This is a genomic window from Actinomyces sp., assembly GCF_030530635.1.
Lineage (GTDB): Bacteria > Actinomycetota > Actinomycetes > Actinomycetales > Actinomycetaceae > Actinomyces.
Genome location: NZ_JAUMUL010000075.1, coordinates 1 through 16,172, shown reverse-complemented (window position 1 = coordinate 16,172; position 16,172 = coordinate 1). Strand labels below are relative to the sequence as shown.

Annotated in this window: 11 protein-coding genes and 1 pseudogene; 6 read left to right on the top strand and 6 right to left on the bottom strand. The window is 70.1% G+C overall.

From position 1 onward, the window contains the following. Positions 1-601: 601 nt before the first annotated feature. From Q4A20_RS13400 to Q4A20_RS13390, 3 genes are all read right to left on the bottom strand, one after another. A complete protein-coding gene (locus Q4A20_RS13400; RefSeq protein WP_368502485.1) occupies positions 602-802 on the bottom strand; it encodes a hypothetical protein in 201 nt (66 codons plus the stop codon). A 3-nt stretch (positions 803-805) separates the two neighbouring features. Continuing rightward, positions 806-5,974, bottom strand: coding sequence for a DEAD/DEAH box helicase (locus tag Q4A20_RS13395; RefSeq protein WP_303123706.1), 5,169 nt, complete (start codon positions 5,972-5,974; stop codon positions 806-808). Positions 5,975-6,210: 236 nt separating this feature from the next. Continuing rightward, entirely contained in the window at positions 6,211-6,681 is a 471-nt protein-coding gene (locus tag Q4A20_RS13390) for a helix-turn-helix domain-containing protein (RefSeq protein ID WP_303123705.1), read from the bottom strand. Positions 6,682-6,754: 73 nt separating this feature from the next. Here Q4A20_RS13390 and Q4A20_RS13385 point away from each other — a divergent pair, with 73 nt between their 5' ends. Together Q4A20_RS13385 and Q4A20_RS13380 are read left to right on the top strand one after the other, a co-directional pair. Further along, complete coding sequence (locus tag Q4A20_RS13385) at positions 6,755-9,397, top strand: excinuclease ABC subunit UvrA (protein WP_303123703.1); 2,643 nt, start codon at positions 6,755-6,757, stop codon at positions 9,395-9,397. A 237-nt stretch (positions 9,398-9,634) separates the two neighbouring features. Beyond that, positions 9,635-9,958, top strand: a complete 324-nt coding sequence (locus Q4A20_RS13380) for a hypothetical protein (RefSeq protein WP_303123701.1) — start codon at positions 9,635-9,637, stop codon at positions 9,956-9,958. Between the two features lie 42 nt (positions 9,959-10,000). Here the strand turns inward: Q4A20_RS13380 and Q4A20_RS13375 are convergent, their stop codons facing one another. The 3 genes from Q4A20_RS13375 to Q4A20_RS13365 form a co-directional block, all read right to left on the bottom strand. Then, on the bottom strand, positions 10,001-10,285 hold the full coding sequence (locus Q4A20_RS13375) for a hypothetical protein (RefSeq protein ID WP_303123699.1): 285 nt from the start codon (positions 10,283-10,285) through the stop codon (positions 10,001-10,003). Between the two features lie 551 nt (positions 10,286-10,836). Next, a complete protein-coding gene (locus Q4A20_RS13370) occupies positions 10,837-11,103 on the bottom strand; it encodes a hypothetical protein (RefSeq protein ID WP_303123697.1) in 267 nt (88 codons plus the stop codon). A gap of 30 nt (positions 11,104-11,133) precedes the next feature. Continuing rightward, complete coding sequence (locus tag Q4A20_RS13365; protein ID WP_303123696.1) at positions 11,134-12,093, bottom strand: SPFH domain-containing protein; 960 nt, start codon at positions 12,091-12,093, stop codon at positions 11,134-11,136. A 412-nt stretch (positions 12,094-12,505) separates the two neighbouring features. Between Q4A20_RS13365 and Q4A20_RS13360 the strand changes: the two genes are divergently transcribed. The 4 genes and pseudogenes from Q4A20_RS13360 to Q4A20_RS13345 form a co-directional block, all read left to right on the top strand. After that, complete coding sequence (locus Q4A20_RS13360; protein WP_303123695.1) at positions 12,506-13,927, top strand: replication-associated recombination protein A; 1,422 nt, start codon at positions 12,506-12,508, stop codon at positions 13,925-13,927. 200 nt (positions 13,928-14,127) lie between these two features. Then, the gene (locus Q4A20_RS13355) at positions 14,128-14,496 is read left to right on the top strand and encodes a nucleotidyltransferase family protein (protein WP_303123694.1); all 369 of its coding nucleotides are present in this window, start codon (positions 14,128-14,130) and stop codon (positions 14,494-14,496) included. Between the two features lie 22 nt (positions 14,497-14,518). Beyond that, the gene (locus Q4A20_RS13350) at positions 14,519-14,872 is read left to right on the top strand and encodes a DUF86 domain-containing protein (protein WP_368502484.1); all 354 of its coding nucleotides are present in this window, start codon (positions 14,519-14,521) and stop codon (positions 14,870-14,872) included. Positions 14,873-15,338: 466 nt separating this feature from the next. Next, positions 15,339-16,172, top strand: a pseudogene (locus tag Q4A20_RS13345) (DDE-type integrase/transposase/recombinase); the annotation flags it as partial.

The following is a 16,172-nucleotide window of genomic DNA, read 5'->3' as shown; positions in this document are numbered from 1 at the left end:
TTCGAAGTGTCAGCCCCGTCGGCCTCATGCCCGTCGACGCGGCGGCCCCGCCCCAGGGGCCCGAGCACACGACTTCGGCCCGAGTACACGTGTTGGTCTCGCAGACACGAGTTCGGTTCGAGTGCACGTGTTTTTGGAGGTTTGCAGGTGTTTAACACATGCATATGTCCAAAACGCGTGTCTGTGGCGCCAACGCGTGCTCATGACACCCCCGGTGGTGCCCCCATGAATAACCCTCCAGGCGTCGAGCGTCAGCGCCAGATTCGTGTCCGAGGGTGCCACGATAACGCCCCCGGCCAACACCACCCGGGCCGCGCGTCGAAGGTTCTCCTCCGTAGCGGCAACCACCTTCGGATGGTGGAGGGCGTCGGCACTCGTCTCAATCATCGGTCGCCGCCTCCAAACGAGGATCAGGGAGTCGCATCGAGTCATTCTCTCTCCCCCCGGACCGGCGCCGTCTACCACGCCTGTTCGGGGTCTGCTACGCCACTTCGGGGTCTACTGAAGGCCTCTGAGGTGTACAGCAAACCCCTAACCGGCGTACCCAACGGCGAAGTGGCGCAGTAGTGAGTTCTCCGGCGTCGGCGCACGCCCGCAGCCGCTACAGGCCGGCCGCCTCCTTGGCGGCGGCCAGGATGGCATCGAGCATGTCGGCGGGGTCCGCGTCGACGGCCAGGCGCCGCACCTCGGCAGGGTGGCGGGCCACGGGGGTGTTGGCGTCAGCGGGGTCCTCCGGCCAACTGGTTCCCGGCGGGACGGGCGAGTCGAACAGGGTCCCGGTCAACGAGTGCGGGTCGGGCACGGCTCAGCTCCGGTAGGGATCGATGCGCACACGCATACCGCGCGGGTCACGCACCAGCCCGGCCGTCGCCAGCAGGTCGCCAACCACCGGGTCCAGGGCGGAGACGCCGTTGAGGGCCTCCACCACGCGCTTGCCGGTACGCGGGGTCTCCCGCAGCGCGGCGCGAGTCTCGGCGGCGACGACGGCGGCCAGCGCCCGTTCCAGTTCCGCCCGGATCGTGGTGTAGCAGGTGAGGGCGCGCAGCCGTTCGGCGGCATACAGCACCGGCCGCCCGCCGATCAGGACGACGCGCGTGCCCTGCCGCGCCGCCGGGCGCGGCAACTCGCCCGCCTCTGAGGCGCCTACGGCATCCGCGGCCCGCGCGGCCAAGTCGGGCGGCAGCGCCGGCTCGGGCCAGGGGACGACGCCGCCCATGAGGCAAGCGGGGTCCTTCAGATCCAGCACCACCACCGATTCGGGACGGGAGGCGGACGACTGCTCCGGCGCCCACCCGGCCGCGGGCTCGTCCGACGGCGTGACCCGTGCGGCGGTTGGCGTGCCCGCGGCCGCGCCGTCGGCCCCGCCGTCCCGCCCAGCCAGGGCACGCAACCGGTCGACGGTCTCCCGGCCGGCGAACTGACTCGGCCCGAGCCCGGCGACGAAGGCGCCGCGCAGCACGACGCCGGTGTCCTCCATGCGTCGCAGCACCGGCAGCAGCGGGGTGATGCCACCCGGGATACCGGCGGCAAGCGCCACGTCCCGGCTGACGACGCCGTAGCGGTCGAGCAGGGACTCGACGTCGGCCACGGCCTGCTCCTCGGCCGTAACCTGCTGCGGAGTGAGCCGGCGCCAGGAGGCGGTCGCAAGCGCGGCGGCGAGCGCCGGGTTGTGGGCCGCGGTCTGGCTGTCGCCGGCGGAGAGCCCACCGGCCGTCAAGGCAGATGAGGGCCGTAGAGCGTCCGGGGGCGGCAGCGGCCCCGACGCGGACGACGTCGATTGCGCCGCCCCGGCAGATCCGGCCGGGCGGGTGCGTCCGGTGAGATAACCCGTGCGGTAGCCGCCGTAGCGGCGGGTGCGGCGACTGCGAACACGCCGCGGCGGCGCGGCCAATGGCCGCGGCCGGAGGAGTGCCCGCACCGGTGCGAAGGAGTCGGCGGTCAGCTGCCCGGAGCCCGCCAGCGCCCACTGTTCCTCCGCGTCGTACTCGCCCGCACCGACGGGCGCTCCGGCGACGGGCGCCAGCGGCGAGTCGGAGGGGAAGAAGGCGATCTCGCCCACCGTGACCCCGCCCGGTATCCGGCAGACCCAGATCACCTCCCCGGAGCCGATGAGGTCGTCGAGCATGGCAGGGCGGTAGTCGGCCACGCGCGCCGGGAAAACCACGGATTCCCAGAGCCCGGCGGGCAGCCACACGCCTTCCAGGGCGGCGATGACCTCCGCGAGCGCCTCCACGCCGAGTCCGGGCGCGACGCCGACGCCGAACGCGCCACTGCCGCTGCCGGCGCCAGGCGCTCCGGGCGAACCCTGCGCTCCCGGCGAACCCGCCGCCGCTGATACGGCATCCGCCTCCTCCACACGCGCAGTGATACCGGCGCGCTCCAGCACGAGCCACTGCAGGGCCGCGGGCGGCACCGGCTCGACGGCGGCCCGCGCCCTGGCCAGGGAGCGGTTGCGTACCCGGGTGAACACCTCGGGTGCCATCCAGCGGACCTGCGCGCCGCCGCTCAGACGCATGAGCGCGCCCTCATCGGCCAGCACCTTCAGCGCGTCCGCGGCCACGGACGCGCCCAAGCCGAAGGCCCCGGCCACCGCCTCGGCGGTCACCTCAGCGTGGGTGCGGGCGTGGCGCAGCACCAGGTCGGCCAGCGGCCCACGGGGCGCGTCGGCAACGGGCCGCACCGCCCAGTCGGGCACCTGGGCCCCGAGAGCGTCGCGCAGGGCGGCCGCGTCCTCCGCGCGCGCCCAGCACTCGCGTCCGCCCACGCGCACGGGGAAGGCGCGCCGCGCCCGTTCCAGTTCCGTGAGCCCGGCGCTTATGCCGGCGGCGTCGTCGCCCCGGCAGCGAGCGGCCAACTCCCCCACCGACAGCGGGCCAAGTTCACGCAGCAGGTCGGCCAGCCCCTCGGCGTCGGCCCGCGCTCGCCGCCCAGGCGCCAGGTGCTGCAGCTCAGATTCGACCTGCGCCATGACATCCTTATCCAGCAGGTCGGCGATGCCGCCGTCGCCCACGAGCTCGGCCACGGCGTCGGGATCCAGGGACAGCAGCTGGGCGCGGCGCTCGGCGTGCGGGAGGTCGTACTGGTACAGGAAGGTGCTGGTGTAGCCGAACAGCAGCGGCCCGGCAAAGGGCGAGGGCACCTGCGTGACCGCCTCGACCACGCGCGCGTCCCCGGCGGTCACCCGCTCCATGAGGGCGCGCAGGGCGGGCAGATCCCACACGTCCTGCAGGCATTCGCGGGCCGCCTCCACCAGCACCGGGAAGCGCGCGAACTGCCGGGAGGCCTCCTGGAGCTGACCGGCCTTCAGCCGCTGCAGCCACAGCGGGGTGCGGCGGCCGGGGCGCGCGGAGGGAATGAGCAGGGCGCGGGCGGCGCACTCGCGGAAGCGGGCGGCGAACACGGCGGTCTGGTCGACCCGGGTGCGCACCAGTTGTTCGAGCTCGGCGGGGTCGAAGGTGAACAGCTCCGCGCCCGGCGGGCGCTCACTGGGCGGCGTGAGCAGCACCATGCCGTCGTCGGCGGTGACGATCTGCGGGTCGATCCCCAGCATGCGGCGGGCCCGCTCTTTGATTGCCATGGCCCAGGGCTCGTGCACGCGGCGACCGAGTGGGCTGTGCAGGATCAGCCTCCAGTTGTCGGCCTCGTCCCGGCACCGCTCCAGCACCAGATCAACGTCGGAGGGGACGACGCCGGTCGCCGCCCGCTGCTCGCGCAGCAGCGCCACCAGGTTGGCCTGCGCGCCGGCGTCCATGCCGGCGCGGTGCAGGCGGTCGGTCAGCTCCGGCTGGGGCGGGTCCCCGAAGCCGCCGTCGCCCAGGGCCGCGGCCGCCTGCCGCAGGAAGGCGCCCTTGGCGGCACCGGTGGCGGCCGGGCGGCCAGTCCCCTCCCCGCGCCAGAAGGGCAGCCGGGCGCTGCGGCCGGGGGCGGGGTCGACGACGACGCGGTCCGCCCCGATCTCGCGGATGCGCCAGGAGGCGGTACCCAGGGTGATCACCTCCCCGACGCTGGACTCGTTGACCATCTCCTCATCCAACTCCCCCACACGGCGGCGGCCGGCGGCGGCGTCGCCCTCGGGCAGCATCACCGGGAACATGCCGCGGTCGGGGATGGTGCCGGAGGCGGCGACGGCCAGGCGCTGCGCATTGGGGCGGGCGGCGAGCGCGCCGGTGGACCGGTCCCAGATGATCCGTGGGGAGAAGTCGCTCAAGTCGGCGGAGGCGTAGCCGCCGGCGAGCAGTTCCAGCACGGAGTCGAAGGCGGTGCGGGGCAGGTCCCGGTACGGGGCGGCGCGGGTGACGGTGGCGTACCAGTCGTCGACGGTGCGGTCCTCGACGGCGACGGCGGCCACCGTCTGCTGGGCGAGCACGTCCAGCGCGTTGGACACCAGCGCGGTGTGTTCAATGCTGCCGTTGCGCATGCCTTCGGCCGCGACGACGGCGTCCACGAGCTGGGTGCGTTCTATCGGGTAGATGACCCCGCGGGGCCGCCCGCCGACGCGGTGCTCGGCCCGGCCCACGCGCTGCAATCCGGCGGCGACCGACGGTGGGGGCGCCACCTGGAGGACCAGGTCGATGGAGCCCATGTCGATGCCGAGTTCCAGGGAGGCGGTGGCCACCACGCAGCGCAGCTCGCCCGACTTGAGCTCCTCCTCGACCAGGCGGCGCTGCTCCTTGGACACCGAGCCGTGGTGGGCCTTGGCGATCACCGGGGCGTCGGCGGGCAGGGGCTGGGTGTGCTGGGAGGCGCCCATCTCCCAGGACTCGTGGTGGCGGACGGGTTCGGGGATGCTGGGTGGCGGGTCGACCGGGCCCGCCGCGGCGGTCTGGTCTCCGGCCCGAGCGGCCGCTGGGGCGGACGCGGCACCTAGTTCGGCCAGGTGGGCGGCGTAGGCCTCGTTCAGGTGCGCGGTCAGGCGCTCGCACACGCCCCGGGAGTTGACGAAGATCAGCGTGGTGCGGTGGGTGAGGACCTGCTGCAGCAGGGCGTGCTCGATATGCGGCCAGATGGAGGCCGTCATGCGGGCCGGGGCGCCCGACTCGGCCCGCACCCCTCCGCCTGGGCCACGGCCGATTCCCGTCCTTCCGTCAGGGCCTCCACGGCCGTGCGCACCCCGCATGGCGCGCTCGTGGCGGTCGAGCGTGGCCGGGACGCGGGCCATGTCCGTCACGGGCACGGCGACGGTCACATCGGGAGTGGCGTGGGCGGCGTCGTCGGCGATGATGCGGACCGGGTGGGGGCCGCCCAGGAAGCGGGCGATCTCCTCGGGCGGGCGGACCGTCGCAGACAGGCCGATGCGTTGAGCGGGGCGGGGCAACAGGTCGTCCAGCCGCTCCAGTGACAGAGCCAGGTGGGTGCCGCGCTTCTGGCCGGCAAAGGAGTGGATCTCGTCGACGATCACGGTCTCCACGGTGCGCAGCGTCTCGCGCACCGCGCTGGTGAGCATCAGGTACAGCGACTCGGGGGTGGTGATGAGGATGTCCGGCGGGCTGGTGCGCAGGCGGCGCCGCTCGGCGGGGGTGGTGTCTCCCGTGCGCATGCCGACGGCGATCGGTGCCGCGGGTACGCCCAGTTCCGCGGCGGCCGCGGTGATGCCGGCCAGGGGACGGCGCAGGTTGCGCTCCACATCGGCGCCGAGGGCCTTGAGCGGGGAGATGTATAGGACCCGCGCCCCGCGCCCGCGCGGCTGCAGAGTGCGGCGGCGATCGGCCGGTGCAGCGCCGGCCGGGGCGACACCGACAGGGGCGGGCTCACCGCCCCGGGCCACCTGCGCCACGGGACGGGAGAGGTGGTCGATGGCGGACAGGAAGGCCGCCAGGGTCTTACCCGAGCCGGTGGGAGCAATGACCAGGGCGTTCTCGCCGCGGCCGATCGCCTCCCAGGCGCGCCGCTGCACCGGCGTCGGCCCGGTGGGGAAGGCGGCGTCGAACCAGGCGCGCGTGGCGGGAGCGAAGGCAGCGGGCAGTGTGGGCGGCATCGGGGCCAGGATAGGCGCGGCCTCCGACATTAATCATTCCCATTCTGGCCCGCCCCGCAGCCGTCTCGGACGGCGGCGGCCAGCTCTGGCTCGAGCGGGGGCGGCGCCCCACGAGCCGTTTGCCCGTCAGCGGTCCTCAGGCCCTGCCGAACTCCTCGATCAGTCGGTCCAGGATCTCCGGCACCCTCTGTGTCACCGCCCAGAACAGGTCATCATTCATCGACTGACGGCGTTGTTCACAGCGGCACCGCCTCTCGGACGGCGCTCTTGAGGGCATCGGGCACCGAGGTATCAGCCACCGCCTCGACCGGGAATCCCGTGAGCTCCTTAACCTCGGCGGCGAAAAGGGCCAGATCGAACAGGTCGGTGCCTGGGGCGGGCGTGACCAGCAGATCAATATCGGAGTCGAAGGTGTCCTCACCGCGCAGCGCTGAACCGAACACCCGCGGATTCGCGAAGCCGTGAGCCCTGGCACTGGCGCTGATCTCATCGGCGTGTGCGGCGAGCGGAATGGACGGACGGTAGTCGGCCGCACGCAGGACGCGTTCCAGCATTTCGTCGGAGACGGAACGCCTGCCCGACTCCATCTGGGCCAGACTCGGCTGCCGCAGGCCAGCACGTTCAGCCAACTGGGTCTGCGTCAACCCCGCGTCACGTCGTGCGGCATGGATGAGTTCGGGCGCCGCATCAATGTTGAAGCGCCTCATGCTCAAAGTGTATAGCAGGAATGCTATTACGCTGCGGCGTGTTTGTGTCGGCGCCTCGACGTAGCCTGACCCCATGCCTGCCACCGCGCCCGCCAGCGCCGTACCCGCCAGCACTGCCCCGTCCAGCCCGAGCACCGTCAGCGTGCGCGGCGCCCGCGTGCACAACCTCAAGAACCTCGACGTCGAGGTGCCGCTGGGGAAACTGGTGACGGTGGCGGGCGTGTCCGGGTCGGGCAAGTCCTCCCTGGCACTGGGGGTGCTCTACGCGGAGGGCGCCCGCCGCTACCTGGAGTCGCTGTCCACCTACACGCGCCGACGCCTGACGCAGGCGGCCCGCCCCGACGTCGACGAGGTCCTCCACGTCCCCGCCGCCCTGGCCCTGCACCAGCGTCCACCCGTACCCGGGGTGCGCTCCACCTTCGGCACCTCCACCGAGGTGCTCAACTCGCTGCGCCTGGCCTACTCGCGCCTGGGTTCGCACTGCTGCCCCAACGGCCACCCCAATGCGCCCAGCACCGACGTCGCCCTCGAGGTCCCCACCACCTGCGCCACCTGTGGGGTGGAGTTCTACGGTCCGGGCGCCGAGATGATGGCCTTCAACTCCGAGGGTGCCTGCCCCCGCTGCGAGGGCACGGGCGTCGTGCGCACCGTGGATGAGGCGAGCCTGGTGCCCGACGAGTCGCTGACCATCGCCGAGGGCGCCGTCGCCCCCTGGCAGAACCTGATGTGGTCACTCATGAAGGACGTGGCCCGCGAGATGGGCGTGCGCACGGATGTCCCCTTTCGCGAGCTGACGGAGCAGGAGCGGAAGATCGTGTTCCACGGCCCCGCCGAGAAGAAGCACATCCTCTACGTCAATGACAAGACCGGCGTCGCCGCGGAGATGGACTTCACCTACTACAGCGCGGTTCACACCGTGGAGAACGCGCTGTCCAAGGTGAAGGACGAGCGCGGTATGAAGCGGGTGGAGAAGTTCCTGCACGAGGCCGTCTGCCCGGACTGCGGCGGCTCCCGCCTGTCCGCGGCGGTGCGCTCCACGAAGGTGCGCGGCATCGGCCTGGACGAGGCGTGCCGCCTCCCGCTCGGCGACCTGGTGCAGTGGGCGGCCGGCATCCCGGACACCATGCCGCAGGAGCTGGTGGCCATGGCCCGGCAGATCGTCGACGAGCTGACCGTCACCGCCCGCCGCCTACTGGATCTGGGCCTGGACTACCTGAGCCTGGACCGGGCCTCCTCCACCCTGTCCACCGGGGAGCGGCAGCGCGTCCAGCTGGCCCGGGCCGTACGCAACCGCACCACCGGGGTGCTCTACGTACTCGACGAGCCGAGCATCGGCCTGCACCCGGCCAACCTGGACGGCCTGACCGGCGTGGTGCGGGACCTGCTGGCGGACGGCAACTCGGTGCTGGTGGTGGATCACGACGTCGCCCTGCTGCGCGAGGCCGACTGGCTGCTGGAGATCGGTCCGGGCTCGGGGCAGGCGGGCGGCGAGATCGTGGTCAACGCACCGGTGGAGCAGGCGGTTACCCACCCGGCCAGCCGCATCGCCCCGTTCATCACCGGCCGGGCGGAGGTCGTCTGCCGCGAGCGGGCCGAGGCCGAAGCGGCCTTCACCCACGGCGCCATCCACCTGGAGACCGCACCGATCCATACTGTCCGCGCCCTCGACGTCGCCATCCCCGAGCAGCGGCTCACCGCCGTGACCGGCGTGTCCGGTTCCGGCAAGACCACCCTGGTGCTGGAGTCGCTGGTGCCGGCGGTGCGCGCGCTCGCCGACGACGTCCCCCTGCCCGCCCCGGCCACCTCCATCCAGACCGGGCAGACACAGCGAGTGGTCGTCGTCGACGCCTCCCCCATCGGCACGAATGTCCGCTCAACCGTGGCCACCTACTCCGGGGTCATGGACGAGCTGCGGCGCGTGTACGCGCGTACCCCGGCCGCGTGCCAGGCGGGGTTGAAGGCCGGTGACTTCTCCTACAACACCGGCTCGCTGCGCTGCGATCACTGTGACGGGACCGGCCAGATCGTCCTGGATGTGCAGTTCCTGCCCGACGTCGACATCGTCTGCCCCCAGTGCGGCGGCTCCCGCTACGGCGAGGCGGCGCGTGAAATCCGCCGAGTGCCGGGCGGTGGGGCCGCAGGCGCCCGGGCGGCGGGCAACCGGCAGGCCGACGGGGGCGATGGCCAGACCGACGGGGGCGACGGCGGCCGGGGTGCCGCGGGGCTGTCCCTGCCGGAGCTACTGGCGCTGACGGTGGACCAGGCCGAACGGGCCTGCGCCGACCTGCCCAAGGTGCGCCGTCACCTGCGCCTGCTGTCGGAGCTGGGTCTGGGCTACCTGACGCTCGGGGAGACGACGACGGCCCTGTCCGGTGGCGAGGCGCAGCGGTTGAAGCTCTCGGCCGACCTGGGCCGCGACCAGCACGGCACGGTGTTCGTGCTCGACGAGCCGAGCATCGGCCTGCACCCGCTGGACGTGCGTGTGCTGCTGGGCGTGCTGGACCGGCTGGTGGAGCGGGGCGCAAGCGTGGTGGTCATCGAGCACGACCTGGACATGATCGCCAACGCCGACTGGGTCATCGACATGGGCCCGGGCGGCGGCGAGGCGGGCGGCCGCGTGGTCGCCGCCGGCACCCCGGAGCAGCTGGCCGCCGATCCGGCTTCGATCACGGGACGCTACTTGGCGGAGCACTTGGCTCGAAGCGGCGGGCACTGAATACCAATGGACTATCACGGCTTCTCTTCCAGGTTCCGTCTTCGCGGCATCGACCTGCCACCCGGAGGACCACCCGACTACGAGCTAGGCAGGGAATTCGGTTCCTATATGGAGACGTATCTGGTGGAACCAGGTGACGCAGCCGGGCAGGGTCATGCCCCATACACTCTCGGCGTTCGCTCCCCCACGCCGGGGATTAGGGCCCTGAGCGGGGCGTTCCCCACTCCTAACCGGTGGATGGCGTGCATTGTTGCCAGGGGAATACCGTTTCTGGGGGATGTGCGCGATCCGGGATCATTCGTGGAGGTTCGCGAGGCCCGCCGCTGCGTCGTCGCTGCCCGAGCGTTTCATGATCCGCCGCTGCTACTGCTCATCACCGACCTGAACATTGTGGCGATAGCTTCGGCCGGTGTCGCTTGGTCCACCCAGCGCCTGGCACTCGACGGGATCGATGTTTCTACGACACCGCGCAACGGGTGGCTCGTATGTAGTCCGCAGCGGGAACCCGGCGACGTCCTGCTAGTCAATTTGCAGGACGGTCGGGTGGCTCTTCGGGTTTGAGGATGTAGCAGCACTCAGGCCACGCATCCGGACTACGTCACGTCAGTCGACTGGGATGACCTCCACGAAGCGGCGGTCCTCCTTCGCGAGAGCCATTGGGATACGCGCGTCGAGTGTGGCGAGCACAGCTCCGGAGCGCGCCGCCAGGTCCACGAGGTGGAAGTCGGTGACCCAACGATGCCCGACCATTCGTTCGAGCTGGATGAGGGGCTCAGCCAACGAGGCCAAGTCCTCTATGAACTCGTGCCACTTGACCGTACAAAATGTACGCAACCCGCTCAGTACCTCCGGAACGCCGATCTCGAATCCGGTGACTCGTGGGTTCAACAGGAGCCGACAGTACGCGGCCTCGGTGAACGGACACGTAGCCCAAGACCCCACGCCTTCAAACCAATTGCTGGCCACCACGTGATGCGCATGATTAGTGAGGGAAAGAGCGAGCATCACGTTGACATCGAGTAGGCGTGGGAGCCGGTCACGCGTCACCATCGCGGTATCTCTCAACGAGGTCCAAAGTCACGGTGTGAACCGACTGCCCGCTCGGAGGCGAAAAGACCGGAACCCCGCGAGATCCCGGTTCGGCCCCGTTGCCGCGAATCCCGCGCAGCGCATAGTCCGACACGGCCCGGCCTAGGGAGATGCCCTCCCGGCGTGCCCTTTCCCGCGCCACTGCGAGAACACCCTCATCGATATCCAGCGTTGTGCGCATGACAACATCATGCGCATCACCTCATCACCGCATCACCGCGTCAATGGCACCTTCCCAACACAGTCGTCCCGAGCCGACTAGGAGCGCTCATACGCCGTGACCACCGCGCCGCTGCCCGACTTAGCCGACGCCGCTCCCGCCGCCGGCCGAATTCACGCCACTCGCGCCATCAACCCCCGGTACCACTCCCACCGGCACCGCTGTCCTCGCCGCTGGCGCGTCCGGCGCCGTCGGCATCGGCGTCCTTCCGGGGCCGCCCCCTCCCCCGCATGGGGGCGGCCCTTACGCCCCGGCCGGCGTCGTCGAGCGCGCGACGCAGGATGATCTCGATCTGCGCATTGACCGAGCGCAGGTCGTCGGCGGCCCACTTGGCGATGGCCGCGTGGACCGCCGGATCGAGCCGCAGCAGGACCTGCTTGCGCTTACCGCCCGTCATCGGCGCCCTCCGTCACCGAGCCGACCGACCTCAGGCGTACAGTGAGCCGGCGTTGACGACTGGCTGCGTGCGCTGGTCGGAGCAGAGCACCACCAGCAGGTTGGAGACCATCTGGGCACGGCGCTCGTCGTCCATGGAGACGATGTCGTCGGCCTCCAGGCGCTTTAGGGCCTGGTCCACCATGGTGACCGCACCCTCCACGATCTGCTCGCGGGCGGCAATGACAGCCCCGGCCTGCTGCCGCTGCAGCATCGCCTGGGCGATCTCCGGAGCGTAAGCGAGGGAGGAGATACGCACCTCGATGATCTCCAGCCCGGCGATCGCCACACGCGCGGCCACCTCCTCGGCCAGCTCGGCGGAGACCAGATCGGTGCCGCCACGCAGGGAGGTCTCGCCGGGGCCGGGCTCGTCGTAGGGGTGGGTGGTGGCCACGTGCCGCAGCGCCGACTCCGCCTGTGCCTTGATGAAGGCCTCGTACTCCTCAACGGCGAAGACCGCGCGCGCCGTGTCGGCCACCTGCCAGACAACAATGGCCGCAATCTCCACGGGGTTGCCGTCGAGGTCGTTGACCTTGATCTCGTTGGTCTCGAAGTTGTGGACCTTGATGGACACCTTCTTGCCGTATGTCAGCGGCGGCACCAGGACCAGTCCGGTGCGGCGCACGGTGCCGATGTAGCGGCCGAAGAACTGACGCACGCTGGTCTGTCCGGGAGAGACGATGGCGAAGGAAGTGAACAACAGCAGCGGTATGGCCAGGCCCACCGCACCTACGACCAGGCGCAGCACCCCACCCGGTTCACCCTGATCCGCGGCGATGGCGCCGGAGATGAAAACGGCGACGGACAGGCCGAGCATCCCCAACAGCAGGAGCAGCACCAGGAACGCCGCACCGGATCCAGAACTGGCGGCGGGACGCTCCGCAATGTCGACTCGTCCCTTGACGACGCCGGACTCCTGCTGGGCGATGGGGGCGTGGAGCGCCGCGGACATGATGACCTCCGGTTCTGGCCGCAGCGGCGGAGGCGAACCCCTCCCGACACCCGCAGCGGCTATAGCAATATGATAGCTATTTTCTGACGGGAGGCAAGCCCCTTCCCTCACCGCCACCCACCCGCAGGCCCGCACCTGTCACCAGCTGCAGCACTTTCACACCCACCACGTGCACGACAACGCCAGAAACGGCCTGATTCCGCCGAACCACCGAGCGCTCGCTTCCGGGCAGGCCCCTAAAGTGCTGCATTCCGTGCCACCTTGTCCGAGCCCGCACCCTGGATCGATCCCTTACACCCGTGAACCGGGCAAGGGCAGAACCACCGCCTGGGCGGCAATCACGGCCTGGGCGGCACAACCGCCGCAGTAGTCACGCGTCCACGTCGTCACGGCCAACCCGTAGCCTGGTGCCATGACCCCGCAGGACGCGCCCTCGCTCTTCGACGCCGTGGCCGACGCCGGCGGCCCGATCGTCGCCGACCCCACTCGCCCGCTGGCGGACCGGCTGCGGCCGCGCGCACTCGGCGACGTCGTCGGCCAGGCCCACCTGCTGGCCGCGGACGCCCCGCTGGGGCGGATGGTCGGCGCCGGACGCCTGACCTCGATCATCCTGTGGGGCCCACCCGGGTGCGGGAAGACGACGATCGCCCGTCTGCTGGCAGACCGCACCGGCCTGGTGTTCGAGCAGGTATCGGCCACCTTCTCCGGCGTGGCCGACCTGCGCAAGGTCTTCGCCGCCGCCGCGCACCGCCGTGAGGTCGGCCAGGGCACGCTGCTGTTCGTCGACGAGATCCACCGCTTCAACCGCGCCCAGCAGGACTCCTTCCTGCCGTATGTGGAGGACGGCACCGTGGTGCTCGTGGGCGCCACCACCGAGAACCCCAGCTTCGAGCTCAACGGGGCCCTGCTGTCCCGCTGTCAGGTACTGGTGCTGCACCGTCTCGACGACGACGCCCTGGCAGAACTCCTTGCCCGCGCCGAGGCGCTGCTCGGTCGGCGACTGCCGCTGACCGAAGGCGCCCGTCGCGCGCTGCTGGCCATGGCCGACGGCGATGGTCGCTACCTGCTGGGCATGGTTGAGCAGGTCGTCGGTTACGCCGACTCCCAGGGCCGAGCGAGCGCACAATCCGACCATGCCTCCGCGGGACCCACGACTGCCGCCTCCACCGGTCCGGTCGAGCTGGACGAAGCGGCGCTGACCGCCGTCGTCGCCTCCCGGGCGCCCCTGTATGACAAGTCCTCCGAGGAACACTACAACCTCATCTCCGCACTCCACAAATCCATGCGCGGCTCCGACCCGGACGCCGCCCTGTACTGGCTGGCACGCATGCTCGCCGGTGGAGAGGACCCGCTATACATTGCGCGGCGGCTGGTGCGCTTTGCCTCCGAGGACGTCGGCATGGCCGATCCCGGCGCGTTGCAAATGACCCTGGCCGCGTGGGACACCTACGAACGGCTGGGCTCTCCGGAGGGGGAACTGGCCATCGCCCAGGCGGTCGTCTACCTGGCGACGGCGCCGAAGTCGATCAGCGTCTACCGGGCCCTGGGTCGGGCGATGAAGCTGGCGCGGCAAACCGGCTCGCTCATGCCGCCGGCGCACATCCTGAACGCACCGACCCGGCTGATGAAGGAACTCGGATACGGCGAGGGCTACCAGTACGACCCGGACACCCCGGAGGGTTTCTCCGGCGCCGACTACATGCCCGAAGGTCTCCCGCCCCGTGAGCAGCGCGAGCGCCTGTACGAGCCCACCGACCACGGCCATGAGCGGCGCATCCGCGAGCGTCTGGCCTACTGGGATGACCTGCGCACCAGGCTGCGCTCCGAGGACTGACGCCTCACCAAGCGCCGCGCGGGCGCGAACAGGCCACAGGTATTCGGCTTACCTTCTCATATAAGAATTGCTGTACTCTAGTGATGTCGGCGCCTTCTCATGCATCCGAGTTCGCAACAATCGCCCGGAAAACCGACGAAACCGTACGCGAGGCTCGCGCACGTCTCGTCTCTGCAGTACGTGCCGCCCACCGCGCGGGCATGACGCAAACCGAAATTGCCACCCAAATCGGTCGTTCTCAACCCGAGGCGTCGCGCCTCCTCCGCTTTCACGGCACAACCCCGCTTGCTCGTCGGTTACGCGAACACCGCACGGAGGTCATCAACTGCATCGAAGAGGCAGGTGGATCCCGCGTAAGAGCCTTCGGATCCGTTGCCAGCGGCGCAGAACATGAAGGCTCAGACATCGACCTGCTTTTCCACATGGATCGAGTCATGACCCTCATGGAACTGGCACAGCTTGAAGCACGTCTTGAAGGCATCCTAGGAACCGGGGTTGACGTCGTCCCTGACTCCGCCATAGCCCCATATATGCGCGATCGGGTCCTACAAGAGGCGGTTCCCCTATGACCCCAAACAAGCCGGACACCGCTTGAGTTCATTGACTAAGCTCTCCACCACCTTGAGATCGCCCAGTCCTACGCACAGCGCGACCTCACAGACCCGATTGACGCTCGATGCGATATCGCTTCGACTGGCAGCAGGCATCGAAGCATTCGGCTCACTCCCGCCCCATATTCGAGACGAGGCCAGCAAGGGCAACTGGCACGTTCTCAGGGGGATGCGCAATCGCATTGCGCATGGCTACCTGGAGGTTGATCCCACGATCGTGGCCGCAACCGCCCGGCGCGATCTCCCGGTACTCGTCGCTGCTCTTACCTCTCTGCGTCAGCACCTCATCAAGCACCGCGCTACCTGCAGGCAGGACACCAACAACACGGGTTAGCCAGTCGGGAACGCCAGGTTCGCGCCTGGGAGCGCCTGGGGCGCGGCATCAGAAGTGCTGGACTCAGCGGAACCACCGGCCGGCGCCGTCGATGGCCGCCACCGTGACCCGGGAACTGCTTGATCCAGGTGATTCCAACGAGTCGTCAACTGCCAACGGCCACGAGCTCGAGAACGTCCTCGTCGGCCCGAGAACGTCCCGGGTTCGGCCAAGACGACCTCATCTACCCGAAAACGTCCCGGGATCGGCGAACACGTCCTTTTCAGCCCGAAACCCTCCCGAATGTGGAGGGTTTGGGGCGGATGAGGTAGTATTCGGCCGGTGTTATGTCTCAGGACATCGGTGACGGTTCGGGGGTTGTTGGTGGTGACAGTTCGGCTGTGATGGGCCGGTGAGTAATGATCCTGTTGACCCGCGTATCAGACTTGCGATTGCTCAGTGGCCCGACGACGCCCCGCGTGGTGCGGTGACCTCGTTTTGCGCCGAGCACGCCATCAGCCGCAACACCTTCTACAAGCTGCGCCGCAGGGCCGTTGAGCTGGGGCGGGCCGCTGTCCTCGAGCCGCTGTCCAGGCGTCCGGGGTCTAGCCCTACCGCCTTGGGCCAGGACATCAAGGACCAGGCGGTGGCGGTGCGCGCTTCAATGGCGTCTTCCGGCCTGGACCATGGGCCGGTATCGGTTCATGACAAGATGGTGGCAATGGGACTGGACGCGCCCTCGCCTGCAGCGCTGTCGCGCATCTTCGGCCAACGGGGCGTGGCAAGACGCGAGCTGCACAAGCGGCCTAGGTCTGCGTGGAGGCGGTTTGTCTACCCGGCTCCGAACGCCTGCTGGCAGACGGGGCGCCACCGAGTACGTGCTCGTCGGAGGGCGCAAGTGCGTGATCTCCCCGGCTCATCGACGATCACTCGCGCTTGGCGGTGGCGTCCCTGGTCGCCGCCGCCGAGACCAGCCAGGCGGCTATCGCGGTTTTCGACCGGGCCGTCGCCCGCTACGGGGTACCCCAGCGGCTGCTGACCGACAACGGGGCTGCCCTGAACCCCACCCGGCGGGGCATGCAGGGCGCGCTGGTAGAACACGTCAGGACTGTCGGGACCCAGGCGATCACCGGCAAGCCGTACAAGCCCACCACCCAGGGCAACAACGAGCGCTTCCACCAGACCCTGTTCCGCTACCTGGACGCTCAGCCCCTGGCCCACACCATCGAAGAGCTACAAGCCCAGGTAGACGCCTTCGACCACCTGTACAACACCGAGCGAGGCCACCAGGCCCTGCCCGGGCGCATCACCCCGGCCCAGG

Bases quoted from the DNA above. Each gene is read 5' to 3' on its own strand.
- Q4A20_RS13395 (WP_303123706.1), bottom strand. From the start codon at position 5,974: ATGCCGCCCACACTGCCCGCTGCCTTCGCTCCCGCCACGCGCGCCTGG.
- Q4A20_RS13390 (WP_303123705.1), bottom strand. From the start codon at position 6,681: ATGAGGCGCTTCAACATTGATGCGGCGCCCGAACTCATCCATGCCGCA.
- Q4A20_RS13385 (WP_303123703.1), top strand. From the start codon at position 6,755: ATGCCTGCCACCGCGCCCGCCAGCGCCGTACCCGCCAGCACTGCCCCG.
- Q4A20_RS13380 (WP_303123701.1), top strand. From the start codon at position 9,635: ATGGCGTGCATTGTTGCCAGGGGAATACCGTTTCTGGGGGATGTGCGC.
- Q4A20_RS13370 (WP_303123697.1), bottom strand. From the start codon at position 11,103: ATGACGGGCGGTAAGCGCAAGCAGGTCCTGCTGCGGCTCGATCCGGCG.
- Q4A20_RS13365 (WP_303123696.1), bottom strand. From the start codon at position 12,093: ATGTCCGCGGCGCTCCACGCCCCCATCGCCCAGCAGGAGTCCGGCGTC.
- Q4A20_RS13360 (WP_303123695.1), top strand. From the start codon at position 12,506: ATGACCCCGCAGGACGCGCCCTCGCTCTTCGACGCCGTGGCCGACGCC.
- Q4A20_RS13355 (WP_303123694.1), top strand. From the start codon at position 14,128: ATGACGCAAACCGAAATTGCCACCCAAATCGGTCGTTCTCAACCCGAG.